Annotated in this window: 21 protein-coding genes; 14 read left to right on the top strand and 7 right to left on the bottom strand. The window is 58.6% G+C overall.

All coding sequences use genetic code 11. The annotated features are described in order from the left end of the window. Window positions 1–5: 5 nt before the first annotated feature. The 4 genes from NE637_RS03740 to NE637_RS03755 all read right to left on the bottom strand — a co-directional run bounded on the left by NE637_RS03740 (window position 6) and on the right by NE637_RS03755 (window position 3,532). The gene (locus NE637_RS03740) at window positions 6–1,064 is read right to left on the bottom strand and encodes a translation initiation factor IF-2 (RefSeq protein ID WP_227117640.1); all 1,059 of its coding nucleotides are present in this window, start codon (window positions 1,062–1,064) and stop codon (window positions 6–8) included. Continuing rightward, window positions 1,061–1,822 carry a class I SAM-dependent methyltransferase gene (locus NE637_RS03745; protein ID WP_227117638.1) on the bottom strand — a complete coding sequence of 254 codons (762 nt, stop codon included), beginning with the start codon at window positions 1,820–1,822 and terminating at the stop codon, window positions 1,061–1,063. The genes NE637_RS03740 and NE637_RS03745 overlap by 4 nt, the downstream gene beginning before the upstream one ends. 193 nt (window positions 1,823–2,015) lie before the next feature. Beyond that, window positions 2,016–2,396 (bottom strand): RidA family protein, encoded by a 381-nt coding sequence (locus NE637_RS03750; protein WP_027180759.1) that lies wholly within the window; start codon window positions 2,394–2,396, stop codon window positions 2,016–2,018. A 197-nt stretch (window positions 2,397–2,593) separates the two neighbouring features. Next, window positions 2,594–3,532, bottom strand: coding sequence for a bile acid:sodium symporter family protein (locus NE637_RS03755; protein ID WP_227117637.1), 939 nt, complete (start codon window positions 3,530–3,532; stop codon window positions 2,594–2,596). 198 nt (window positions 3,533–3,730) lie between these two features. On the opposite strand from NE637_RS03755, the gene NE637_RS03760 reads away from it, so the two are divergent. The 11 genes from NE637_RS03760 (at window position 3,731) to NE637_RS03810 (ending at window position 16,804) form a co-directional block, all read left to right on the top strand. Continuing rightward, window positions 3,731–5,179 (top strand): sigma-54 interaction domain-containing protein, encoded by a 1,449-nt coding sequence (locus NE637_RS03760; protein ID WP_227117635.1) that lies wholly within the window; start codon window positions 3,731–3,733, stop codon window positions 5,177–5,179. Between the two features lie 369 nt (window positions 5,180–5,548). Further along, window positions 5,549–6,529, top strand: a complete 981-nt coding sequence (locus tag NE637_RS03765) for a TAXI family TRAP transporter solute-binding subunit (RefSeq protein WP_227117633.1) — start codon at window positions 5,549–5,551, stop codon at window positions 6,527–6,529. Beyond that, complete coding sequence (locus NE637_RS03770; protein WP_227117631.1) at window positions 6,529–8,514, top strand: TRAP transporter permease; 1,986 nt, start codon at window positions 6,529–6,531, stop codon at window positions 8,512–8,514. The genes NE637_RS03765 and NE637_RS03770 overlap by 1 nt, the downstream gene beginning before the upstream one ends. Window positions 8,515–8,539: 25 nt before the next feature. Further along, on the top strand, window positions 8,540–9,463 hold the full coding sequence (locus tag NE637_RS03775; protein ID WP_215646998.1) for a dihydrodipicolinate synthase family protein: 924 nt from the start codon (window positions 8,540–8,542) through the stop codon (window positions 9,461–9,463). A gap of 49 nt (window positions 9,464–9,512) precedes the next feature. Further along, on the top strand, window positions 9,513–9,905 hold the full coding sequence (locus tag NE637_RS03780; RefSeq protein WP_192111415.1) for a PPC domain-containing DNA-binding protein: 393 nt from the start codon (window positions 9,513–9,515) through the stop codon (window positions 9,903–9,905). 17 nt (window positions 9,906–9,922) lie between these two features. Then, window positions 9,923–10,108: a hypothetical protein gene (locus tag NE637_RS03785; RefSeq protein ID WP_192111416.1), complete on the top strand. Its 186-nt coding sequence runs from the start codon at window positions 9,923–9,925 to the stop codon at window positions 10,106–10,108. Window positions 10,109–10,234: 126 nt separating this feature from the next. Next, a complete protein-coding gene (locus NE637_RS03790; RefSeq protein WP_227117630.1) occupies window positions 10,235–11,149 on the top strand; it encodes an NAD(P)/FAD-dependent oxidoreductase in 915 nt (304 codons plus the stop codon). A gap of 90 nt (window positions 11,150–11,239) precedes the next feature. Beyond that, the gene (locus tag NE637_RS03795) at window positions 11,240–11,560 is read left to right on the top strand and encodes a thioredoxin family protein (RefSeq protein ID WP_227117629.1); all 321 of its coding nucleotides are present in this window, start codon (window positions 11,240–11,242) and stop codon (window positions 11,558–11,560) included. Window positions 11,561–11,688: 128 nt separating this feature from the next. Then, entirely contained in the window at window positions 11,689–12,951 is a 1,263-nt protein-coding gene (locus NE637_RS03800) for an L-cysteine desulfidase family protein (RefSeq protein ID WP_227117628.1), read from the top strand. A 497-nt stretch (window positions 12,952–13,448) separates the two neighbouring features. Continuing rightward, window positions 13,449–15,131 (top strand): energy-dependent translational throttle protein EttA, encoded by a 1,683-nt coding sequence (gene ettA / locus NE637_RS03805; protein ID WP_227117626.1) that lies wholly within the window; start codon window positions 13,449–13,451, stop codon window positions 15,129–15,131. Window positions 15,132–15,199: 68 nt separating this feature from the next. Beyond that, window positions 15,200–16,804, top strand: a complete 1,605-nt coding sequence (locus tag NE637_RS03810; RefSeq protein WP_227117625.1) for a DUF4139 domain-containing protein — start codon at window positions 15,200–15,202, stop codon at window positions 16,802–16,804. Window positions 16,805–16,952: 148 nt separating this feature from the next. Here the strand turns inward: NE637_RS03810 and NE637_RS03815 are convergent, their stop codons facing one another. From NE637_RS03815 to NE637_RS03825, 3 genes are all read right to left on the bottom strand, one after another. After that, entirely contained in the window at window positions 16,953–17,666 is a 714-nt protein-coding gene (locus NE637_RS03815; protein ID WP_192111421.1) for a LysE family translocator, read from the bottom strand. Between the two features lie 33 nt (window positions 17,667–17,699). Continuing rightward, the gene (locus NE637_RS03820) at window positions 17,700–18,581 is read right to left on the bottom strand and encodes an AraC family transcriptional regulator (RefSeq protein ID WP_227117623.1); all 882 of its coding nucleotides are present in this window, start codon (window positions 18,579–18,581) and stop codon (window positions 17,700–17,702) included. 91 nt (window positions 18,582–18,672) lie between these two features. Continuing rightward, window positions 18,673–19,962: a molybdopterin molybdotransferase MoeA gene (locus NE637_RS03825; protein WP_227117621.1), complete on the bottom strand. Its 1,290-nt coding sequence runs from the start codon at window positions 19,960–19,962 to the stop codon at window positions 18,673–18,675. Between the two features lie 599 nt (window positions 19,963–20,561). Here NE637_RS03825 and NE637_RS03830 point away from each other — a divergent pair. The 3 genes from NE637_RS03830 (at window position 20,562) to NE637_RS03840 (ending at window position 24,441) form a co-directional block, all read left to right on the top strand. Next, window positions 20,562–21,452 carry a formate dehydrogenase accessory sulfurtransferase FdhD gene (locus NE637_RS03830; RefSeq protein ID WP_227117620.1) on the top strand — a complete coding sequence of 297 codons (891 nt, stop codon included), beginning with the start codon at window positions 20,562–20,564 and terminating at the stop codon, window positions 21,450–21,452. A gap of 31 nt (window positions 21,453–21,483) precedes the next feature. Further along, window positions 21,484–22,251: a 4Fe-4S dicluster domain-containing protein gene (locus tag NE637_RS03835; RefSeq protein WP_022658495.1), complete on the top strand. Its 768-nt coding sequence runs from the start codon at window positions 21,484–21,486 to the stop codon at window positions 22,249–22,251. Between the two features lie 81 nt (window positions 22,252–22,332). Next, window positions 22,333–24,441, top strand: coding sequence for an aldehyde ferredoxin oxidoreductase (locus NE637_RS03840; RefSeq protein ID WP_256267574.1), 2,109 nt, complete (start codon window positions 22,333–22,335; stop codon window positions 24,439–24,441). The last annotated feature ends 71 nt before the right edge of the window (window positions 24,442–24,512 follow it).

Consider the following 24,512-nt stretch of genomic DNA (forward strand, 5'->3'; position numbering starts at 1 on the left):
GAAAACTACTGAAATTCTTCCAGCAGATCAGGCGCTATGGCATAGTGCAGCACCTCTCCATTGGCGAGGCCCAGAGTTTTCCACAAAGCTTCGCAGGTAAGTTTGCGCGCCGCCACAATGGATTTGCCAAGCGGGCTTGTGCCGTCAATTTCAATTGTCCAGCTGCGGTCAAACGTATCGCCCGGAAATGTGGGCTGCACGGCATTAAGAAAACGCTGCATCAGCTCCGTGCCGTCCGGCGCAAAAATTTTGACCGAAAGATCCATGTTGTTGACGGGGATAGTGCTGATGTTTTTGCTTTGCACGTTCACCACAACAAGAAGTGTCTTTCCGTCTGAAATCAAACCTGCGCTGGCTGTGCAGGTTTTGAGAGGAAGTGTACCTTCCATGCGTTTTTTTATCTTGGCATTTTTGTCAAGAAGCAGTTGCCGTTGCGCGACCATGCGCTCCATCTGGAACTCGCGGTACTGGCGGACCAGCTCCTCGGCATTGACCATGTCGTCCAGCTTCCATCCCTCTGGGGTTTTGTCCATGCGCAGCAGCAGTGAAAACTGTTTGTTCAGCACTGGATGGCGAATCTGCGCGGCTATCAGCGCTGTATTTTCCGTGGGGTTCTGCAAGGTCATGGTTGTAAAAAACTGGGTAAAAAAGTTTGGCGGCAGAACATACAGGGGGGTTCTGAGGCGCACCAGCTCGTCAGTTTCTTCCTTGACGGGTTCTTCCTTGACGCGCGCCTGCTTGAGCAGACCGACCTGAATCATGTCGCTCAGATCACGCAACTGGTTTGGCCCCTTTTTTAAAAAGGGGTAATGCTCTGCAACGGCCTTGGCCAGGGGCAGGGAAATGGCGTCAAAGTTTATGCGTTGCGCCAGTTCTGTTGGTTTTGCCGGGTGCAGTGCGTCCTTTATCTGCACAAAGGCAAATTCGGCAGTCTGTCTGTACTGGTAGTACCGCAAGCCGCTGTATCCGCCCACCGCCGCCAGAATCACAAGCAGCACTGCGGCCAGCGCCAGCAGGTGCTGGCGTATGAATGCCACAAGGGGGGCAATAAAGGGCAGGTTCATGGCGCTTTCCTCTCTGTGTCGGCAGCCTTGGCCTGAGATTTGTGGCCGCATTCCAGAACAGGCTCTGCGCGGCGCAGACGTCTGCGTCCGAGCCGTAAAGGCAGCGGCGTGACCGGGCGGGATTTTGCCATGTCGATACGGATAATGCCCCATGCTCCCATGGGCAGCCAGGGCAAAACCCTGTTGCAGCCGGAGAGTGCGCACGATGCATTCCATGTGCCCTGCGGCCCGGCAAGAACGCTTGCCCCGCTGATGCGGCCAGCCGAAAGGCTCCTGAGCGTCCGCCATATCTGCCACCAGCAGAAGGTCGGGCCGTGCCATGCGGTTTTGCGGCCGCCAAGCAGGTGGAGCATAAAGGGAAGCGAAGCCGAGTTCCAGAATGTGAGGGCAAGGCCTGCGGAGGCCACGCGCAGCGATTCGGCTATGGCCTTACGCGTGCTTTCGGTGCTGGGCGAAGCAAGGTGTAGCACAACCCAGTCAAATTCGTCATCATCAAAGGGCAGGTGATCATCAGCGGCGGCCAGAACTTCGGCGCGGTCAGCCATGCGGCTTGCCTCCGCCCGCAACTCGGGATTGTGCTCCGTGGCGGTCATGTCAAAGCCGTATTCCCACAGCAGGGGCAACAGTTCACCGCGCCCGCAGTTCACTTCAAGCAGGGTGCGGCCACGGCGAGGCCAGGGTGCAAGGCAGTGCTGCACAAGCTGCTTCTGCATATGCAGGGCATACTGCCCTGTGATATTCGACTGTCGGTCATCCATACCGCGCCTCGCATTTGCCGTTAATCTTCTGCATATTCCACTATTTTACAGCATCTGTAAATCGGCAAAGCGCACTGATGAGGCGGTGTTGCCGTGGTGTCAGGGCACAAACAAACCGCAACGCGGCTGCTTGCAAACAAGAGCCGCGTTGCGGTTGAAGACCGGGCCATGCCGCCCGTGTTGCGGCTAGAAATTACAGCGTGGCAATGGCCTCAATTTCAACCTGCGCGCCAAGCGGCAGTTTGCTGACCTCTACGCAGGAACGCGCGGGGCAGGGGGCCGTGAAATACTTTTTGTACACTTCGTTGACAGCCGCAAAGTTGCCCATATCAGTGATGAATACAGTGGTTTTAACCACATTGGCAGCGGTCAGGCCCTGTGATTCCAGCAATGCCATAACGTTTTTGCAGGCCTGTTCCGCCTGAGCGCTCACATCGCCTTCCACCAGCTTGCCGATGGCGGGATCAATGGGAATCTGGCCGGAAAAGAAGAACATGTTGCCGGTCTTGATGCCCTGGCTGTAAGGGCCGACTGCCCCGGGGGCCTTGCTCGTGCTGATGACTTCCTTGCTCATGGCGCTTCCTTCTTCAGATTGCTGGTAAGGGTTCAAGGTACTGGGCCGTTGGCCTGCTGCAAGGTTAGCCAATGGTGTGTAACCTGCCAGCGGCGGACGGCTGCGGACAACTTGGCACAGCCCCGCGCCAGAGTCAAAGCCCGGCAGCTCGTGGAGGGGCGTTCGGTCTGGGGAGGCGGCTCTGCTCCGGGCTTCTGTTACGGGTTCGGTTTCAGTTTTTTACCGTGAAAGTAGTTTGAAACCAGCGCGCCAGAAATATTCTGCCATACGCTGAACAGCGCGCCAGCAATGGCTGAAACCGGAGAAAAATGCGCCAGCGCGAGGGCCGTAGCCAGACCGGAGTTCTGTGTGCCGACCTCAAAGCAGAGGGCGCGGCAGCGGGGTTCATCAAATTTCCAGATGCGGCCCACGGCATAGCCAAAGGCCAGACCCAGCAGGTTGTGGCACACGACGACCAGAAAGATATTGGCGCTGGCCTCGAGGATGCTCTGGGCATTGATGGCCATGATGCCAGCCACCACCAGAGTGATGGTAAGCGCCGAGACCGGAGGCAGAAAGGGGATGGCCCGCTCTGTAAGCCTGCCGCAGTAACGGTGCGCCGCAATGCCCAGAATAACCGGGATCACCACGATTTTAAGGATGGAAACGAACAGGGCCCCCATATCTACAGGAACCCACACGCCGCCCAGCAGCCATGTGAGCACCGGCATGAGCGCCAGTGCAACAACGGTTGTCAGCGAGGTGAGCGCCACGGAATACGGCACGTCGCCTCTGGCAATAAAGGTCAGCACATTGGAGGCGGTGCCGCCGGGGGCCGTGCCCACAAGAATGACGCCCATCGCCAGATCGGGCGGCAGGGCAAACAGGTGGCACAGCGCAAAAGCCAGCAACGGCATGCAGCCGAACTGGGCAAGCAGGCCCAGCAGCAGGGCGTGCGGCTGGGAAAACACCATGCTGAAATCCTTGAGCCGCAGGGTCATGCCCATGCCAAACATGATGCACCCCAGAAGCGGCGTAACATGCGGGGCCACCCAGCGGAACAGCTCCGGCTTCCATAAGGCCAATGCCGCGCATGCCAGAATAAGCGCTCCCATGTAACGGGTAAGTGCATTGCCAGCGCGCTGTAAGATATTCAACCTTTGTCTCCTGTTGCGCGGTTTTCTGCCGCATTGGTGTGGGCGCATACTGGCAGAGAGCGTTCACGGTGGCAAGCGAGGGCACTTGCACTTGGTTTGGGCAAAAGGTATCGCTCAGGTACTTTCAGGTGCTGATTCGCCGTGGCTCGCCATGCGTTCTGCATCCTCCGAACAGTTTCATACCCAAGAGCAGCAGGAATGGCAGAACTTTCCAGCCTTATGCAAATCCAGCCTTTTGTGCAGGCCTATGTGCTTGCGGTTGCTTCCATTCTGGACGCGCCCGTTACCGTGGTTGACTGCAATCTGGTGCGCGTGGGCGGCACTGCGGAATATGAGTCGCTTATCAGCCGGAAGATAGCGCACAGTGCTTTTTTTGACAAAGTATTCAAGACCGGCAAGCCGGCCTTTGTCAAAAACGTGCAGAACGATCAGGCTTGCAGCGTGTGCGCCAATCGCGAGAACTGCAATGAACTCGCCGACATGGCCTACCCCATCTTTTTGAACAACAAGGTGGCTGGCGTTATCGGCATTGTTGCGTTTAACGAGGACGAGCGGGGGCGGCTGCTGGGGAATCAGGAAAAGCTTCAGGAATTTCTCAAATATATGAGCATGCTGATTGAAAGCAAGCTTGTAACGCAGCAGCATTCGCGCATTCTTGAGCACCAGCTAGATGCGGTCGTGAGTGGTGAACGCAAACAACTGGAAGAAACCCCCCTGCTGGGCAACAGCGCTGCCATACGCGATATTCTGGCCCTGGTGCAGAAGATCGCCGCAGCGGATTCCACCGTACTTATCAGCGGCGAAAGCGGCACCGGCAAGGAGGTGCTGGCCCGCACCATCCACAGTATGAGCGGGCGCGGCAAGCGGCTGATGACGGTTGTGAACTGCGGGGCCATTCCTGAAAATCTGGTGGAGAGCGAGCTGTTTGGTTACGAAGAAGGCGCGTTTACTGGCGCCAGAAAGGGCGGAAGCATGGGCAAGTTTGAACTGGCCCATGAAAGTACCCTGTTTCTGGACGAAGTGGGCGAGATGCCCTTGCCCGTGCAGGCCAAACTGCTGCGCGTGCTTCAGGATAAATGCGTGCAGCGGGTGGGCGGTTCTGCGTCCATCCCGGTGAATGTGCGCATTCTGTGCGCCAGCAACCGCAATTTACAGGAAATGGTCGCCCAGGGAACCTTTCGCAACGATCTGTATTACCGCCTGAATGTCATCCCCATCCATATACCGCCCTTGCGTCAGCGGCGTGAGGATATCCCCGTTTTTATCGAGAGCTTTCTTGCCCGCTACCGGCGAGAACTGCGCCGCGACATACGCGGGCTTGACCCAGTGGCTTTTGACGCATTCATGGGCCATGACTGGCCGGGGAATGTACGTGAATTGCGCAATATCATTGAGTATTTTGTTAACGTTGTTGAAGGCCCACTGATACGGGCCAATGATTTGCCACAGCATTTTTTTGCCAGGCGGTCAGGAACATCGTCTGCAACAACGCTCAAGGAAATGCTTGCGGCGCACGAAAAACAGCTTTTGGAGCGCCTGATCGGCGTATCTACCAGCACGGAGCAGAAGAAACTTCTGGCGCAGCGTCTGGGCATCAGCAGCGCCACATTGTACCGTAAACTACAGGAATATAATCTGCTGCATTAGCTCGCTGAAATAAAACAACAGCCTGCCTCGCTTTTTCTGGCCATTTTCATGCAGCAACGGCAAGATTTTTCTCATATTTGAGAAATGCATTCCCATATTTGAGAATGCAAATAAGACCTTGAAATGTTAACTAATTTAACTATATTTGTTTTGGATGTTTTCAATTTTGCATCTGGCAGCTCTCTGCCCCGGTGTGGGGTGAGTGCAGTAAGTGCTAGAGCCGCAAGGCCTGGGAGAGGGTATATGATTTTGGAATGAATTTTGATAGGGTGCTAACGGTTTTGGCCCCCCCCCCCAGAGTATTGCCAAGTGCCAGCGACCTGCCGTGCCTTAGTGAAGGCCGGGATAAACCGTACACAGGAGTATTCTATGAAAAAGGGTTTGATTTCGCTGTTGGTTACCGTGGTTATGCTGGCGGCTGGGCTGGCCCAGATGCCCCAGGCGGCGGAGCTGAAAACGTTTACCATTACCTCTGGCCCGCTTGGCGGCGATTTTTACGCCCTTGGCGGCGTTATCGGCGAGGCTGCCCGTTCGGTCATGCCTGGCGCTACAGTGAGCGTCAACACTGGCGGCTCAGTGGAAAACCTGCTGAAGATTGATGCGGGCAAGGCTGACCTTGGTACAAGCATGATCAAGCTGTATGAAGAAAGCCTCAAGGCCGAGGGCGTGTTCGCCAGCCGCAAGCCTGTGCAGAACGTAAAAATCATGATGTATGTGGCGCCCATGCCCATGAGCTTTTTTCTTGTGCGTGCTGATTCCCCCTACACCTCCATTGCGGACATCGCCAACACCAAGCCCAAAATCCGTCTGCTGACCTCCAAAAAAGGTTCCTCCCCTGCGGTTGCCTCCGAGAACATGCTCAAGCAGTACGGTTTCTCGTTTGAAGACATCAAGGAATGGGGCGGCTCCGTGAGCTACGTTTCTTACGCGGAAGCCTCTTCCCTTATTCAGGACGGCCATGCTGACGCCTATGTAGGCCCCATTGTTTCGTCCATCAACGAGCTGATCACCACCGTCAAGATGAAGATGCTGCCCATTGATCAGGCGGTTCTCGACAAGCTGAGCAGCGATGGCTACATGACCTACACCATCAAGGCCGGACAGTATTACTTTATCACAAAGGATACGCCGCACATGGCCGAAACCGTGGTTTTGCCCGTAGGTGCGAACCTGCCTGACGATGCTGTGTACGCCCTGACCAAGGTGCTTTGTGAAAAGCCCGAGATGATCCGCAATGTGCACCAGACCTATTCGGTCTTTGACCCCAGCAAAAGCGCTGATCATATTGCCGTGCAATACATTCACCCCGGTGCCCTGCGTTATTACAAGGAAAAGGGCTGGGTGAAATAATGGCTTCTTCCGAGCAAAAGGACGCTACAGGCGCGTCAACCAAGGTCAATCTGGCCCGCAGCGCTGTGGAAAAAGAACTTGCTGGCGAAGCCAGCAATGACTTTGGCGAAGTTGCGGGCCAGCAGGGTTTTGCCAGATTTGTGCAATACCTCATATTCTTTGGCTGCCTGCTCTTTGCTGGCTACCACTGCGTCACCACGATTTTTGGAATGCCGGTAGCCTATGTGCATCGGCCCATCCACGTCATGTTTGCCGCATCGCTGGCCTTTCTGGTGTACCCATCCAGCAAGAAGCGCGGGCCAGCGCCCCTTGATCTCGTGCTGGCACTGATGGCTCTGGCCGCTTTCGCTCTGCCAGCCATTCAGGCAGACCAGATTGCAGAACGTCTGGTCATGGTTGACGACCTGACCCTCGGCCAGACCATCAGCGGCATTACTGCCCTGGTGCTGGTTCTGGTGCTTATTCAGCGCGTGGTGGGCATGTCGTTGCTGGTGGTCTGCCTGCTGTTTCTGGCCTATGCGTTCTGGGGTGCCCACATCCCCGGCATGCTTGCGCACAAGGGTTTTTCGTGGAACGAAGTGGTGGATTATCTGGGGTTTGGGCTTGAGGGCCTGTATTCTTCAGCCATTGGTGTTTCGGCTACCTACATTGCTGCCTTCATTGTATTCGGCACCTTTCTTGAGAGGTGCGGCGCGGGCGATGTGCTCATGGATCTCGGCCGTGCGCTGACAGGTCATTATCGCGGCGGCCCTGCAAAGATTGCTGTTATTACCAGCGCTTTTTTCGGCACCATTTCCGGTTCGGCTGCCGCCAATGTTTACGCAACGGGCGCGTTCACCATCCCCATGATGAAAAAGGCCGGGTACAAGCCCACCTTTGCAGGAGCGGTGGAGGCTGCGGCCTCCACCGGCGGGCAGATCATGCCCCCGGTCATGGGCGCAGCCGCATTCCTGATGGCGGATACGCTGGGCATACCCTACCTTGAGGTGTGCAAGGCGGCGGTGATTCCGGCTTTTCTGTACTTTTTCTCCATCCTTATGATGGTGGATTTTGAGGCTGCCAAGCTGGGTCTTGTGGGGGTTCCCAAGGAGGAGCTGCCCCGCATGAAGGATGTTGTCAAAAGACTCTACCTTCTGCTGCCCATTGTAGCCCTGCTTGTGATCATGATGCTCGGCTACACGCCCTTCAGGGCGGCGATGGCTGCGGCTGCGGCTGCCGTGCTGGTTTCGTGGGGCGATAAAAAGTTTGCCATCGGGCCGCGCCGTTTTGTTGAAATACTTTCCACCGCCGGGCGGCGCATGATTCTGATTGCGGTTGCCTGCCTTGGCGCGGGTATTGTCATCGGCGTTGTGTCGCTCACTGGCGTGGGGCTTAACCTCGCCTCTGTGGTCATTTCCATATCCGGCGGCAGCACCATAGTCGCGCTGATTCTGATCATGCTTGCCTCGCTCCTCATGGGCATGGGCACACCTACCACCGTGGCCTATGTGCTTGTGGCTACCCTGGGGGTTCCCGCTCTGCGCGAGCTTGGCTTCAGCGTGCTTTCCTCGCATTTCTTCGTGTTTTATTTCGGGGTGATCTCAATGGTCACGCCGCCGGTGGCCGTTGCTGCTTACGCTGGCGCGGAAGTGGCGGGCGCCTCCATGATGCGCACGGGCCTGATCGCCTCGCGCCTGTGCAGCGTGGCCTTTATTGTGCCGTTCTTCTTCATGTATGACCCGGCTCTGCTCATGCAGGGCGAGTGGCAGAACATCCTCCAGGTTTTTGTTACCGCCACCATTGGCACCGTTGCTCTGGCTGGCGGCATGGAACGCTGGTTTTTCCGCCCCATACCGTTGCCGGTGGCGCTGCTGTTGATTGTGGGCGCGTGTCTGCTGATTATCCCCGGCAGCATCACAGACATGATTGGCCTTGGTATTGTATTTGTTACCGGCGCATATTGTAAAATGAGCAGCAAGGCCGTGCAGGCCCGTGCTGTTGCCTGAGGCAGAGCATTAAAGGAGATTGAAGATGGGAAGGTTGATTTATCCTGAAGGTTCCTGGGTAGCGATTGTTACCCCCTTTACCGAAAATAACACCATTGACCTTGGTGTAATGCATGATCTTGTGGATTTTCACGCCGCCAACGGCACCAGCACCTTGCTGGTGCTGGGGTCCACCGGCGAACCCACTACTTTGACCATTGAAGAAAAAAAGACCGTCATCAAGGACATGGCCCGCTACTGCAAGGGCAAGATCCATGCGTTTTTTGGCGTGACCCACGGCGACACCGAAAAAACCATCGAACTTGCGCGCTATGCGCAGGAGCAGGACGCGGACGGCATCGTTGTTGTGGTGCCCCCCTATCTGTGCCCGGATCAGGCATCCGTGCTGGAATACCTCATTGATGTCTGCCTTTCTGTTGATATCAGCGTGGGCCTGTACAACAACCCCGCCAGAGTTGTGGCCAACGTCAATGCGGAAACAGTCATCACCCTGTTCAATTCCGTGCCCAACCTGGTGGCCGACAAGGAAGCCATGCCCAACGTGGGCCAGATTGCCACCATTCAGGAAGGCACCCACGGCGAGCTGCCCATCCTGTGCTGCGATTCGCCCGCCTACGCCCTGACCCTGCCCGTGCTGGCTTTTGGCGGCGCGGGAACAGCCAACGTGACGGGCAATATTCACCCCCGCGCCATGGCTGAAATGTCCCGGCCCTGGAAGAATTTTGAAGACGTGCAGCGTACCCGCAGGATTTACAACGAGCTGCTGCCCATCATGGAGGCCTGCTACGCTGCCACCAACCCTGTGGCGGTCAAGACCTTTGTGCGCCTGCTGGGCTTTCCTGTCGGTCACTGCAAGCGCCCCATGCGCGATGTAAGCCCCGAAATTCAGGAGGGCATGAAGTGGCTGATTGAGGAATTTGAGCTCAAAAAAATCTACAACCTCAAGTGATGCCTCGTAGTTACGCTTTATAACTATTACGGCGAGCATCGAGGATTTCATGCAAGTAACAGAACTGACCCAGCCTAAATGGTACAAATTGCGCCTTGGTCCAGGCTCTGACCTGTTTCAGGGACTGCGGGATTTTTTTGAGCAGCAGAAACTTGAACGGGCCTTTATTCTTTCAAGCATTGGCTCCCTTGAAAAAATTATCTGCAACTACCCCGTAACCTGCACAACCATGCCGCCGCCGGTGAAATCCAAAACCATTGAAAAGTTCTTGGAAGTCAACGGCATCACAGGCGAAATGTGGCGCGAAAACAATCAGGTGCGCGTTCATCTGCACGGCTCTGTAACCCACGAGGGCGAAACGCTTTTTGGGGGCGGCATGGCTGATGGCGCCAAGGTGCTGGTTCAGGTTGAGATGGTAGTCATGGGACTGCTGGAACAATAAATTTCTGGAGAAAGATCATGCCTTTTCTTACCTTTACCTGCGAACACTGCAACAAGGTATCCCACCGTTTTCTGCGCCCCTCGCAGGTGCGCGGCACGGTTCTTTGCCCCCATTGCAAAAAGCCCATCACATCGGGCGGCAAATCCGCATCCGGTTCGCCAGCGCCCGCCAGCGGCCAGCAGGTAACCTGCGCCAAACTGTAGGCGCATACACTCTTCATTTAATCCGGGCGCACCCCTTCCGGCGCAATGGATTTGCCGGATATCCGCTGCGGGAAACCGCAGCGGCAGGGGGAGCGCGCCCCGAAAAAACAAAATTTGGCGGATACCATGCAGGAGCATGAACTTGTCGTTATCGGTGCAGGCCCTGCCGGAGCCAGCGCAGGCATATACGCCCGCAGGGCGGGCCTCAACGTGCTGCTGCTGGAAAGCGGTAATGGCGGCAGCCAGATATGCAATACACTTGAAGTGGAAAATTGGCCCGGTCTGCCCAATGTGAGCGGGCCGGAGCTGGACAAATCCTTTCGCGAGCATGCCGGGCATCTGGGTTGCATCTTTGCCAGAGGCGATGTGCTCGGGCTGGAGGCGCAGGGCGACCGCCAGATTATCCACACCACCAGGGGCGACTATGCGGCGCAAGCCGTCATCATCGCCAGCGGCGCTACCCATCGGCGGCTTGGCTGCCCCGGTGAAGATACGCTGACCGGGGCGGGCGTGAGCTACTGCGCCGTTTGCGATGCCCCTTTTTATGAAGGCGAGGCCGTGGCCGTGGTGGGCGGCGGCAATACAGCAGTGGAGGAAGCCCTCTACCTGACCCGCTTTGCCAGCAAGGTGTACATTGTTCATCGGCGGGATGCCTTCAGGGCGGACAGCGTGCTTGCAGGCCGCGCCCTTGCCAATGACAAAATTATTCCTGTCTGGAACAGCGCCGTGGCGAGCATCAACGGCGGCGAGATGGTCGAAGGTCTGACCGTCCGCAACACTGCCAGCGGCGAATTCTCTGACCTTGATGTGGCGGGCGTGTTTGTGTGCGTGGGCATTGAACCCAATGCGGCATTTCTTGATACGCGTTTTCAGCGCACGGATGGCGGCTGGCTGGCTACGGATGCCCATTTGCGCACGTCTGTTCCGGGTGTTTTTGCAGCGGGCGACGTGCGCGACACGCCTTTGCGCCAGATTGTCACGGCGGCGGCAGACGGCGCGCTGGCCGCCATTTCCGCCTATCACTGGCTGCAATCCCGGTAGCGATTTTAAGCCGTTGCGGCCCTCGCGGCCTGCGGCTGTGCAGAAAAATAAACGCCGTCTGCGGTACGGCAGATCGGCAAGGAGATTCCCATGCTTGCAATAGACAGAGACAGTTTTGAACAGGAAGTGCTGCAAAGCAGCGAGCCGGTAGTTGTGGAATTCTGGGGCGAGCAGTGCTCCGTTTGCGTGGCCATGATGCCGGAAGTGGAAGACCTGGCGAAAAGTTTTGAAGGTCGGGTCAAGTTCTGCAAAATACCCATTGCCGGAAGCCGCAGGCTCTGCATTGAACTCAAGATCATGACCGTGCCTGTGTTCCTGTTCTACAAAAATGGCGAACTGGTTGACCGCGTCGCCAATCAGGATCTGAGCGTGGAAAACATCCGGGCCAAGGCGGAATCCCTGCTGAAATAGCCTTAAAGGGCGGCGCAATGGTGCTGGCTGATTCTTCTCCCTGACCGCAGGCAGACCAAGGACAATACAAACTGGCATGGGGCATATCAGCGTTCGCTTACTGGGCGCGAATGACCATGATGGATACTATGGATACACACGCAAAATATCTCGAAGTGCTGCGCGAAGAGCTGATCCCGGCCCAGGGCTGCACCGAACCCATTGCCATTGCCTTTGCCGGAGCGTTGGCCACCAAGGTTCTCGGAGTTTTTCCCGAGCGTCTGACGGTGGCCTGCAGCGGGAACATGATCAAGAACGCCAAGAGCGTTGTCGTGCCCAATTCCGGCGGGCAGAAGGGCATTGCCGTTGCCGCCACGCTCGGCGCTGTGGGGGGCAATCCCGATTTGCAGTTGCAGGTGCTCACTCCCGTTACGCCCGCTGATGCGGAGCGCGCCCGGCAGCTTGCGGCGGTGGGGTTCTGCACGGTGGAGCTGCTCAAGAGCATTGTTAACCTGCACATCCAGGTGACGGCGGTGGCTGGCGACAGCAGTGCCGTGGTGGAAATTGCCGAAGAGCACACCAACGTGGTGCGCATTGAAAAGAACGGCAAGATTCTTGAGGGTGGGGAATACAAGCCTGATGTGCAGGGCCATGAAGAAAGCCGGGCTTTTATGAGCATCGCCGGGATTCTTGATTTTGCGGAAAACTGCAATATCGATGATGTGCGCGATATTCTGGACAAGCAGATTCTGTGCAACAGCAATATTGCCGTTGAAGGCCTGAGCCATCAGTATTCCATGGGCGTTGGCCGCTCACTGCTTGATTCGCGCGGCAGCGATGTACGCACCCGCGCCACGGCGGTGGCCGCCGCTGGCTCCGATGCCCGCATGGGCGGCAGCGATTTGCCGGTTATCATCAATTCCGGCAGCGGCAATCAGGGCATCACGGTTTCGCTTCCGGTCATTGAATACGCCCGCGAACTGGGCCTGCCGGACGAAAAGCTTTACCGGGCCTTACTCATCAGCAATCTTGTGGCCATACACAACAAGTCGGGCATTGGCAGGCTCTCGGCCTACTGCGGTGCTGTCAGCGCCGCCTGCGGCAGCGGGGCGGCCATTACCTGGATGCACGGCGGCAGTTATCAACAGATTGCCGACACCATCATCAATACCCTGGTCAATGTGTCGGGCATTGTGTGCGATGGCGCCAAAAGCTCGTGCGCGGCCAAAATTTCATCGGCAGTGGATGCCGCCATCACTGCCCACGATCTCTCCATGCAGGGCAAGGTTTTTCCTGCGGGCGAGGGCATTGTGAAAGGCGATGTGGAAGAAACCATCCGCAGCGTTTCCCGCTTGGCTCGCGAGGGCATGCGCGAAACAGATATTGAAGTGCTGCACATCATGATTGATTAGGCGGCGGGTCCGCGCATAGTCTTGGGCCTGCTTCAGATTTGGGCGCGCTGTGTTTGCTGCGCGCTTGCCGCGCCTGCCGGGTTTGGCCTGACAGGCGCGGTTGCTTTTGTGGCGGATGGTCAGCCACTCTCGGTTTTGCGCAGGGCGCGTCTTTGCTGGAGCGCGAGGCCACTTGAAAAAGAATCCGCTAACGGATAGGCTCATATATTACACGAGCGCCCAGTGCATTGGCGAGTCTGGTGGGCCTGAGGGCCTTCCCGGTCTTACTGAAAGCTCCGCCCTGCACGGTGTGCGCGGCAAACCGCAAAAATCTGCGGCCTGCCAGCACGGGGCAATCGTTTTATCCGCCTGACGGAGCTGCCGTTTTGGCGGCGCAAACCCTAGGCCTGCACGGCCGGGTTTGTCATCAATCCAGCGCGCCCATTTGGCGCGCGCTTCGCCCCGCGTTATCTCAAACGCCGCAGGGCCGGAAGCGTCACCAAATTTTGAGGAGCATCATGAGTAACGAACCGGACAAGATTATTTATTCCATGATCCGCGTCACCAAGCGTCATGGCCAGAAGGAAGTGCTGAAAGACGTTTCTCTTTCGTACTTCTACGGGGCCAAAATCGGCGTGCTTGGTCTGAACGGCGCGGGTAAATCCAGCCTGCTGCGCATTCTGGCGGGCGTGGATCAGGCCTTTGACGGCAAGACCGTGCTGGCCCCGGGCTACACCATCGGCTATCTGGAACAGGAGCCGCTCAAGGACGAAACCCGCACTGTGCGCGAAGTGGTTGAAGACGGCGTGAGCAACCTCACCGCCATTGCCCGCGAATTTGAAGAAATCAACGCCAAGTTCGCCGAGCCTATGGAAGCGGACGAGATGGACGCCCTCATTGCCCGTCAGGCCGAAGTGCAGGAACTCATGGACGCCAAGAACGTCTGGGATCTGGATTCGCGCCTTGAAATGGCCATGGACGCCCTGCGCTGCCCCCCCGGCGACATGCCCGTTGCCCAGATTTCGGGCGGCGAGCGCCGCCGCGTGGCCCTGTGCCGCCTGCTGCTTGAATCGCCCGACATTCTGCTGCTTGACGAACCCACCAACCACCTTGACGCCGAGTCGGTGGCCTGGCTGGAACGCTTCCTTTCCACCTTCCCCGGTACAGTCATTGCCGTTACCCATGACCGCTACTTCCTCGATAACGTGGCGGGCTGGATTCTGGAGCTGGACCGTGGCCGTGGCATTCCGTGGAAGGGCAACTATTCTTCCTGGCTGGAGCAGAAGCAGAAGCGCCTCGCCAACGAAGAAAGAACCGAAGCCGACCGCCAGAAGACCCTGCAACGCGAACTGGAGTGGGTGCGCATGTCGCCCAAGGGCCGTCACGCCAAGGGCAAGGCGCGTCTTAACGCCTACGAGGCCATGCTCTCGCACGAGAGTGAAAAACGCGCGCCCGATCTGGAAATCTACATTCCGCCGGGACAGCGCCTTGGCAAGGTCGTCTTTGAGCTTGAAGGCGTCAGCAAGGGCATGGGCGACAGGGAACTGATGGAAAACGTCAACGCCATCATCCCCCCCGGCGCCATTGTGGGCATTATCGGCCCCAACGGCGCGGGTAAGACCACCCTGTTCAAGATGCTTGTGGGGCAGGAAAAGCCCGACACCGGCACGCTCAAGGTGGGCGAAACAGTGCAGTTTGCCTATGTGGATCAGGGCCGCGAATCGCTCACACCCGGCAAGACCGTGTATGAGGTCATCAGCGACGGCGCTGAAACCATCAAGCTGGGCGGGCGCGAAGTCAACGCCCGCGCCTACTGCACGCGCTTCAACTTCCACGGCGCTGACCAGCAGAAGAAGGTGGACGTGCTTTCGGGTGGTGAACGCAACCGCGTACACCTGGCCTGCATGCTCAAGTCCGGCGCAAACGTGCTGCTGCTTGACGAACCCACCAACGATATTGACGTAAACACCATGCGCGCCCTTGAAGACGCGCTGGACAACTTTGCCGGTTGCGTGCTGGTCATCAGCCATGACCGCTGGTTCCTCGACCGCGTGGCCACGCACATCATGGCCTTTGAAGGCGATTCCAGCGTGGTGTTTTATGAAGGCAACTATACGGACTACGAAGAAGACCGTAAGAAGCGGCTCGGCAAAGATGCCGACACGCCGCACCGCATCAAGTACCGCAAACTGACGCGTTAGCCGCCCGCCGCCGCGCTGCATCTTGCGGCGCGGCGGCTTTGTATGCGGCGGTTTTCGCCGGAGGGCCAATGTCGTACACCGTCCTTTCTCCCCTGCGTTTTTTTCTTTCCGGTCTTGGCATTTGCCGCAAATCTGCCAGCGGGCGGCATGCGCTGCCTGCTCTGGTACTGTGTTTTTTGAGCTTGCTCCCTTTCAGCGCGCAGGCCGCAGCCTTGCCCAACACGCCAACAGCGCCGCAGGCCGCGCGCCTCACGCCTTCCGGCGGGTTGCTTGAGGTGGAGCAGCAGGCTCCTGTGATTTCCGCCGATGGCGCAAGTCAGGTGCGCGTGGTGCTGCCCGCCGGGGCCGAGAATTTTCAGGTATCCATACCGGGCCATACCGTCGTGCGCTGGGCATTTTTGCCCCAGACTCTTGATCAGGGCGGCAATCTTGCCAAACTGCGCGAGGAGCGCCAGCACGCGCTGATGACCCTCGCGGGCAAGCTTGAGGCCGTAAAGGCCCAGTTGGCCCTGTGGGAAGGCGCGTCCGCCGAGGGCAGCTTTCAGGATATGACCCAGCGCGAAAAGCGCATGGCCGAAGTTGTGCCGGGCTTGAGCTACGAAAAGGCCGAGCTGGAGCGCCGTCTGGCCCTGCTGAAGCAGGAATTGCAGCAGTTGCCGCCAAGCCCCGAGCTTGGGCAGACGGTGCTGATCACCCTGCAAAAGCAGGTATCCGCAGCAACGCTGCCTGTGCGTTACAGTTATACGCTGCGCAATTGCGGCTGGCGGCCTGCCTATGTTTTTGACGTGCAGCCCGACAAGGGCAAGGGCGATGCCGTGAGCGTGCGCTTTATGGCCGAGGTGTGGCAGTTTTCCGGCATGGACTGGACAGACACGCGCCTGACGCTTGTTTCCCGTGGGCAAGGCCCGCGTGAACCCATACCCCTGCCGCACTGGGTGATTGACTCGCAGCCTCAGCCCGTGGCCCAGCCCCTTGCCAAGGCGGCCCCGCGCATGCTGATGACAGCCGATGCCGCCATGGCCGAAGCTGCTCCTGCCCCTGCCGCGCCAGTGGAGGCCGACACCAGCGGTATGTACGCCGCCTGGACGCCCGGAGAAAAGGGCTTGCCTGAAGGCCGCTCGCGCCTGCTGGTGCTGGCGGATGAATGGAAGGCCCCCTTGCAGTGGCTGGCGCGTCCCTCTGTGGGGGACAGCCGCGTGTGGCTCATGGCGCGTCACACCCTGCCCGATGGGCAGGCCTGGCCTGACGGGCAGGCGGAGTTCAGCGTGGATGGGCAGAGCGTGGGCATGGGGCAGTTCCGCCCCAAGGGCAACGAGGTTACGCTCTATTTTGGCGCGGATCCGCGCGTGCAGGTCAATGCGGCCGCCGATCTGCGCCAGCGCGGCGAGAAGGGATTTATCGGCAAGAGCCGCACCTGGACATGGGGCTGGACGTACACCGTGCGCAACACCCGCGACAGGGCCGTGACCGTGCGCCTTGAGCGGCCTATGCCCATGCTGGTGGATCAGGGCGTTACTGTGACCTACCGCGACAGGCCGCAGGCCCAGCAGGATGCCAAGGAACACCTGCTGTTCTGGAATGTGGATGCGCCTGCGGGCGGCAAGGCCGAAGTCAAACATGAGCTGACCATCACCTCGCCTGTCGAGATTGAGTTGAATCCCGATGCGCCCTAGTTTTCGGGGGTAGTAAGGTGAGTTGCGGGGGCGGATTCCTTCCCCGAAAATCCGCGTCCTCCGAACCATTATTCTGAGACATATCTGCCTGATACAATGAAAGCCCGCGTTGCAACAATGCGGGCTTTCTGCCTTTGTTACGGCATGCTCAGTAAAACAGGGGCCGTAGCGCCAGCCAGAGGGCAATACTGGCAAGCGTCAGCCCTGCCAGCCCTTCAATGAGCGGAATGCGTTTTTCCAGCGCCCGCTGCGCGCCGGGCAGTGATATGGCGGCGGCAAGGGCGGCATCCCAGGCAAAGACCAGCAGGGTCATCCACACTCCGGCAAAGGCCTGCTGCGGCAGGGTGGCGGTGGGGCCGAGGATGACAGTCATGAGCGTGAGGTAAAAAACCGCGTTCTTGGGATTGAGCAGGGCAGAGCCAAGCCCCGTGAGCAGTTGTCTGCCGGGAGAGAGTGGGCTTGCATGGCCTGTGGCGAGGCTGCCTGTCTGGTTATGTGAAGGTTGGCTTGGCGCGTGCTGGTCTGGTGTGGGCTGGTCTGGCGAGGGCTTGCTGTTGGCGGCCTCCCGGCTGGCCCGCAGCAGCAAAAAGCCCAGCCATGCCAGATAGGCCGCGCCTGCAAGCTCCAGCAACCGGTACAGGGCGGGCATCTGCCGCATGACCGACCAGCCGGAAACCGCAAGGCAGATATACAGGGCATTGCCCAGGGCGATGCCAAGGCAGATGAACAACGAACCGCGCAGCCGATGCCGCACGGCATGGCCAATGATAAGGAAAAAATCCGGGCCGGGGCTGAGCAGAGCCAGAAAATGCGCCAGAGCCAGCGCAGGAAAAGCAGCGGGAATCAGTGTGGAAACAGACATGGGTGGCCTCCTTGCGGACAGCACACCCTCTTTTTATTTGCGCGTATTGTACGAATGTGACCGCCCCCGCTGATAGCAGCCGGGCGTAACGGAATAAAATTTTACAAACATGCGGTGAAAGTGGCTTTGATCGGCATAGCCTGCCGCAAGGGCCGCATCGGCAATGCTCTTGCCCTGGCGCAGCATGGCGCGGGCCTTTTCCAGCCGCAGGCAGTGCAGCCACGCCTTGGGCGGCAAGCCCGCGGTGCGGCGGAATGCGCGCGAAAAGCTCTCGCGCCGCAGGCCAGCCCTGCGGGCCAAAGATGTAACGGGCGCATGGTCTGTGGCAGGCGGGCCGTTTTCACCTGCCATGGGCGTGCTGTCGGCGGCCAGCAGAATGTTTGTGGCGGCAAGGGGATAGTCCGTCTTTTTGCCAGCATCTTCAGATCTGTTGGCGAGGCAGCCGTATCCCCATTGAAGCTGCCTGAAAAGCGTCACAAAACGTATTTCCGCATCGTCCGCACCGTTGCAAAAAGCCTCCATGGCGGCAATCCCCTGCTGAAAGAGCGCCGGGTCGCGCACAACGGGCATTGTTACTTCGTACGCATCTGCAATGCCCAGGGGGCGGCAGATATTGCGCGCAAACCATGCCGCGTCAAAATAGGCCATAAGGTAGCTGCGCGCCTTGCCGTGCAGAGGATTGCAACTGTGCGGCAGGCCGGGGGCAATCATGGCGATGTCGCCCTTGAGCGCCTCATGCGCTTGCCCCATGAGCGTAAAGCAGGTGCCGCCCTCAAGAATAAGGCCGAAAGAAAACGCTGAATGGAAGTGCTCGGCGTAGGGCAGAGTGCTTTGCAGCGTGGTGCGCACCTCAAGATACGGATACTTGTCCGGAGAAATGAAGGTTTGCTGTGGGGCTGAAGGGCGGGGGGGCATGGCTTTTCACCGTTTGCAGTTGATGTGCCTGCAAGTGTAGCCACAGCCATACGGCATGGCAAGCGGGTGCCGCCAGGCAGACGGCAGGGGGTCAGGCAAAGAGGTGCACGCGCACTGCTGCGCCACGGCGCAAACCGCCTCTGGACATATCATCGCTGCCGGGCATGGTTATCCAGCCGTTCATGTCGCGCAGCACGGCGGTTTTGCCAGTACCAGCGGCAACGGGCCAGGCCGTCACTCGCCCATGCTCACGCCGCAGCATCACAGGATAGTGGGTGGGGGCGTTTCCTTCCACAGGCAGGGCAAGGCCAAGACGCGCCAGTACGGAGGGTTGCCGGTTCATATGCTGCGTCAAGGTCTGCTGCCCGGCGAGCCTTTGCAGCAGCGGCGCCAGAAAAACCTGAGCAGCCAGCGCAAGGCTGAGTGAATGCCCCGGCAAGCCCCATATGGCTGTCTGCCCCACCCTCGCAAGGGTGAGAGGGCGGCCGCTGCTTACCCGCTGGTCATTCCCGCAGATGTTGCAGCCCGGCAGCCCGGCTATGGCCTGAGCGCTGAAATCGCGTTTGCCGCCGGAAGAACCGCCAATAACCACAATAACGTCGCAGGGCGTGGGGCCGCCCGGCACGGCCGCGCGGAGATGCTGGCCCAGAGCCTGCGCATTGTCCGGCGCAGTGCCGAGGTGCAGGCAGCGCGCGCCCAGCGAGGCGGCCAGACCCTCGAGAAGCAGGGCATTGGTATTGCTCTGGCAGGCGGCAAAACCGCTCTGCGGGGCAGAACCGCAAAATTCGTCACCAGTGGAAAGAACTCCCAGCACGGGCTTGCGGTACAGCGGCACATCCCTGAAAAACTGCGCCAGCAAGGCCATATGGTGCGCACCAAGCCTCGTTCCAGCCTGCGCCAGCAGCGCGCCCTGGGGCATGTCCGCACCGGGCGCAAGGATATTTTCTCCCTCTGCGCACGGGGCGGAAGCTGCCACCACTTGCGGAGCATCCTTCGACTCTGCTGGCTGATTTTTCAGCGCCGCAAATTCCTGCATAAGCACGGCGTCAGCGCCTTCGGGCAAGGTACTGCCCGTGTAGACGCGCCATGCCTCGCCTTTTTGCAGCGTGCCGCCGCAGGGCCTGCCCATGGGGCTTTCACCCGTCAGGTGGAGTAAAACCGGGGCTGCGGGGTTTGCCCCGGCAGTGTCTGCGGCGCGCACTGCATATCCATCGCGAGTGGAGCGGTGCGTGGAAGGGCAGGGAACAGGCGCGTGCATATCGGCTGCAAGCACCCTGCCAAGGGCAGCGTTTACGGATACAGGCTCAGGCTGCAAGGGGCTTGCTCCTGCAAGAAAGGCGGTAATATCCGCAGTTTCCCGCAGGCAAAAATACAGGGACATGCCTTGACCTTCCTTGTGGAGTGCATTCCAGTAGATGATTCTTTAAGCTTGTAACTATACTAATTTACAATGAAATTGTAAATATTATTATATTTTAGTGTGTTATGATAAATTAAGTTTGGTGAAAAATAACACATAGGCTTGACTGCACAAAGCGATTTACCTAAACTTTGTTCACGCAAACAATAAAAACCATGAAGATTGTCAGGTAATTGTTGCGCATAGCCAGATGGTTGCGCGAATACACATGTCTTCCATGCGGTATCCCCCCCACCGCTTACGGGCAACATCTGGCGCAGGGTTATTCTCTCCACCTGTTCTCAGAGTACAAGATATCAGGCAGAATTGAAAAGAGCACATTGTTCATTGCGGGAATAATGTGAAAAAAAGAACAAATTTGTATCAACTTTCAGCCTGAAGTTTTGAGCTGGCCTTGGCTCATATTGGGCCCAGATTTGGCCTTTGCTTGGCCCAGATATTGCTCCGGCTTGGCCCAGGCCGCCAATGAGTTCTGGCGCACACGGGCAGATAGTTGTGGATTGCCGGAAATTGCCGCCTCCGTAAAGACAGCGGCTCCGCATAGGAAAGGAAGGGGTGCTATGGCTTTGTTCAAAAACTTAACCGCAGGCGATGTTCTGCCGCTGGCTTCTCCCCCGGCCACGGTGCGCAGCTACGATATTCTGACCTACAGCAACGGCAAGGTTGCGCCGTCCGTATTTTTGTCGTGCCGGGAGCAGACGCTGACCATGCATGTCAACGGCGTGCCCTTTGTGCGTGTGGCCTGTTCAGGGCAGCATTTGCGCTACCTTGTGCCGGGATTTCTCTATTCCTGCGGCCTCATTGAAAACCTGCATGACCTCGCCGGGATGGACGTAACGCCCCTGCCTGCCGCCGCCTCCGGGGCAACGCCTCCCGATGGGGCGGAAGAAGTGCGGGTGGACGTGCTGCTGCGCGAGGCCTGCTGTAGCAAGGCGGCTGGTTCTACGGAGCAGGCCGCCCCCAGGCTCACCATCACTTCTGCCATGGGCTGGAACATTCCCCTGGCTGCCCGAAAACTGCGCTGTATGCCGCGCGCGGAAGTTCCCAGCTGGGACCCGCGCGTCATTCTGCGGGCCGCGCAGGAGCTGGAAGAACGCTCCGAAGTATTCCACCAGACAGGCGGCTGCCACAACGCAGCCCTGCTCAACAGGCAGGGCATGGTTTTTTACTGCCTTGATATTGGCCGCCACAACGCCATTGATACCCTTGTGGGCTACATGCTTGTGGAAGGTCTGAACCCCGCTGAACATATGATCATCAGCAGCGGGCGCATTGCCTCTGAAATAGCGCAAAAGGCCGTGCGCATCGGCGTACCTGTTTTTGCCTCCCTTTCTCGCGCCATGTCGCGCGCCGTGGATATGGCGCGCGCAACAGGGTTGACTCTGCTGGGCAATGTTAAGTCCGGCAGCATGCACATATATCATGAAAACGGGCAGCTTGTGCTGCCATGATGCCGTTGTCGATCATGACAAGGAGCGCTGTATGGCTGATATGCTGAACAAACTGAAACGTGCCGATGAAGATATGCTGCTCGAAAACCTTTCGCGCCGCGGATTCATCAAGGTAACTTCCTGCGCGGCCCTCGGGCTGGCCACGCTGCAAGCTTCCGAGGCTCTGGCCACCATGAAGGCCTCGCCGCTGGTGATTATGGAAAAAGCAGCCGGCATGATCGTGGGCGACCCCACCTTGTGCGTGTGCTGTCAGCGGTGCGAGCTTGCCTGTACGGAGTTTAACGACGGCAAGGCCGACCCCAAACTTGCGCGCATCAAGATAAGCCGCAATGCCATGTTTGGGCCGGAGGGCGGGCTGGAAAACACCACCAAGGGCATTTACGGCTCAGGCTCGCTGGTGATTCAGGATACCTGCAAGCAGTGCCCTCACCCGGTGCCCTGCGCCACGGCCTGCCCGCAAAACGCCATCATTGCCCAAAAGGGCACGGGCACGCGCATGGTGCTCAAAGACCGCTGCGTAGGCTGCCGCCTGTGCCAGAAGGCCTGCCCCTGGGGCGTGATGACCTTTGATGAAGAGCAGGGCAAGGCCGACAAGTGCTTTTTGTGCAACGGCGCGCCCAAGTGCGTGGATGCCTGCCCGGCAGCAGCACTGCGTTATGTGCCGTGGAGCGACCGCACGCGCGAGGCCACCACGCGCGGGTCGTTCTCGCTTATGGTGCCCGATGACCGCCGCGCCGCCTGCAACGCCTGCCATGTGGAATCGCCCGGCGGGCCGCGCAACCTCAAATACGAGCAGTAGCGCGCACCCCTTGCGTCTTGCAGAGCGAGGCGCAACAGGCATTCACAGGAAGTACGCTCCATCAGCGAGCCGGAGGAATTTATGGCAAGGAAATTTGGCGGTTATCAGGGCAAGGGCCTGCGGGTCAATCTGAGTACGGGCCGCATCACGGTTGAAGACACCTATCAGTATCTTGATCTTATTGGCGGCACGGGCCTTGGCTACAAGGTTTTTTGGGACGAAGTACCGCCCAAGACCAAGGCTTATGACGAAGCCAACAAAATAGTTTTTGCCGTGGGGCCGCTGGCTGGCACGGGCGTTTTGTGCAGCGGACGCACGGCGGTTACAACCATCATGCCTGTTTCGTGGCCGCAGCATCTCATCGGTTCCGGTCACATGGGTGGCAACTTTGCCGAGCACCTGAAATACGCGGGCTACGACTTCCTCATTATTGAGGGCAAGGCCGAGCGCCCCGTGTGGCTGCATGTGCGCGATGGCAAGGCATGGCTCAAGGATGCCAGCCACGTGTGGGGCCAGGGCACCCGCCGCACCACCCGCGTTATCAGCGAAGAAGTGGGGGCCGACGGTACCGTTGCCGCCATCGGGCCTGCCGGTGAAAATCTGGTTCCCTATTCCGTGGTTGTCAACAGCCGCGCCCACACCGCAGGCTGCGGCATAGGGGCTGTCATGGGCTCCAAGATGCTCAAGGCCATTGCCCTTCAGGGCAGCCAGCCTGTGCACATCGCGGGCGACAAGGCCGATTGGGAAAAACTCATCAACTACCACCGCACCATCATCGGCGCCAACAACCAGCACGTGGTTCCCAACTTCCCCAGCCCGCTTTTTGAGTACTGGGATGCCGGTTCCCGCTGGGTGGGCGCGCCGGGCAAGCGCTGGGGCGCATCTGAAGCCCCCGTTACCCTTACAAACGATGTGCGTTCGCTCAACCGCATTTCGTACCGCACCAACAATGCCGCCTATTTTCTGGGCGACAACGTGTGGCAGTACACCGTGCGCAACAACGGCTGTTTCTCCTGTCCCATCCGCTGCTATACAGTGATGAAGGACGAAGACACTGCGGCAAAGTTCGGCGTCAGCCCCATCCAGTTCAATACCTGCGTGGGCATGTTTGGCGGGCGCGAATGGTTCCCCAAGCTTTCGCGCAAAAAGAGCGATCTGGCGCGTCAGGCCGGTTTTGTGGGCATTGAACTCATGGACGACCTTGGCGTGTGGGAAAACTACGGCCAGTTGTTCCGCGATTTCAGCAACATGTACGAAGACGGCATCTGGAAGCAGAAGCTCGGCGCGGACGAATACAAATCCATTCCCTGGGAAATGGTGGACGCCTGCAATCCCGAATTCATCAAGACTGCCGTGCACCGCATTGCCTACAAGGAAGGCGAATTCGGTCAGCTTCTGGGCATGGGCACTGGCTACATGATTGAAAAAATGGGTATTCCCGAAGAAAAGTGGAAGGATGACCACCGCACCGTCTACTGGAAAATGGGGCATCCCAAGCATCACGCCAACGAGGACGATGGCCAGACCGGGTGCGTCATCAACACCCAGTACAACCGCGACCCCATGTGCCACTCCAACTGCAACTTTGTGCGCAGCGGTCTGCCCATTGATGTGCAAAAGCGCCTTGCCGAGCACTTCTGGGGTTCTGCCGACGCGGTGGACGCCATCGGCGACTACAAGCCCACCAACAAGTACAAGATGATCCGCGCCAAGTGGTCCATCGAGCGCAAGGAACTGCACGACATGCTTTCATTCTGCAACTGGATGGGGCCGTGGATTTCCACCCCCAACAAGCAGGATGGCTACATGGGCGACAACAGCCTTGAGAGCAAATACTATCGCGTCCTCACCGGGCACAATCTGGACGTCAAGGAACTGGACCGCTGCGCAGAGCGCGCCTTTAACCTGCACCGCGCCTACACCGCGCGCCAGATGCAGACCACGGACATGCGCAAAAAGCACGACCAGTATCCCAACTGGCTGTTTGAAGACAAAAAGAACAAGGCTCCCTTCACCAAGGGCACCATCCGTATGGACAAGGCCGATATCGAAAAGAGCCTCGACCTGTTCTACGAAGTGCAGGGCTGGGATGTGAAATCCGGCCTGCCCAGCGCGAACCATTACCGTTCGCTGGGCCTCAATGACGTGGCCGATACCATGACCAAGGAAAAGCTGGTTCCCGGCGCGTAACCTTGGAGAGTCTATGAGCAATCAGAATCAGGCCCAGAATCAGTCGCAGGCGGCCGCCCCCTGTGCCGGGG

This window comes from Desulfovibrio desulfuricans, assembly GCF_024460775.1.
Taxonomy (GTDB): Bacteria; Desulfobacterota; Desulfovibrionia; order Desulfovibrionales; family Desulfovibrionaceae; genus Desulfovibrio; species Desulfovibrio desulfuricans_E.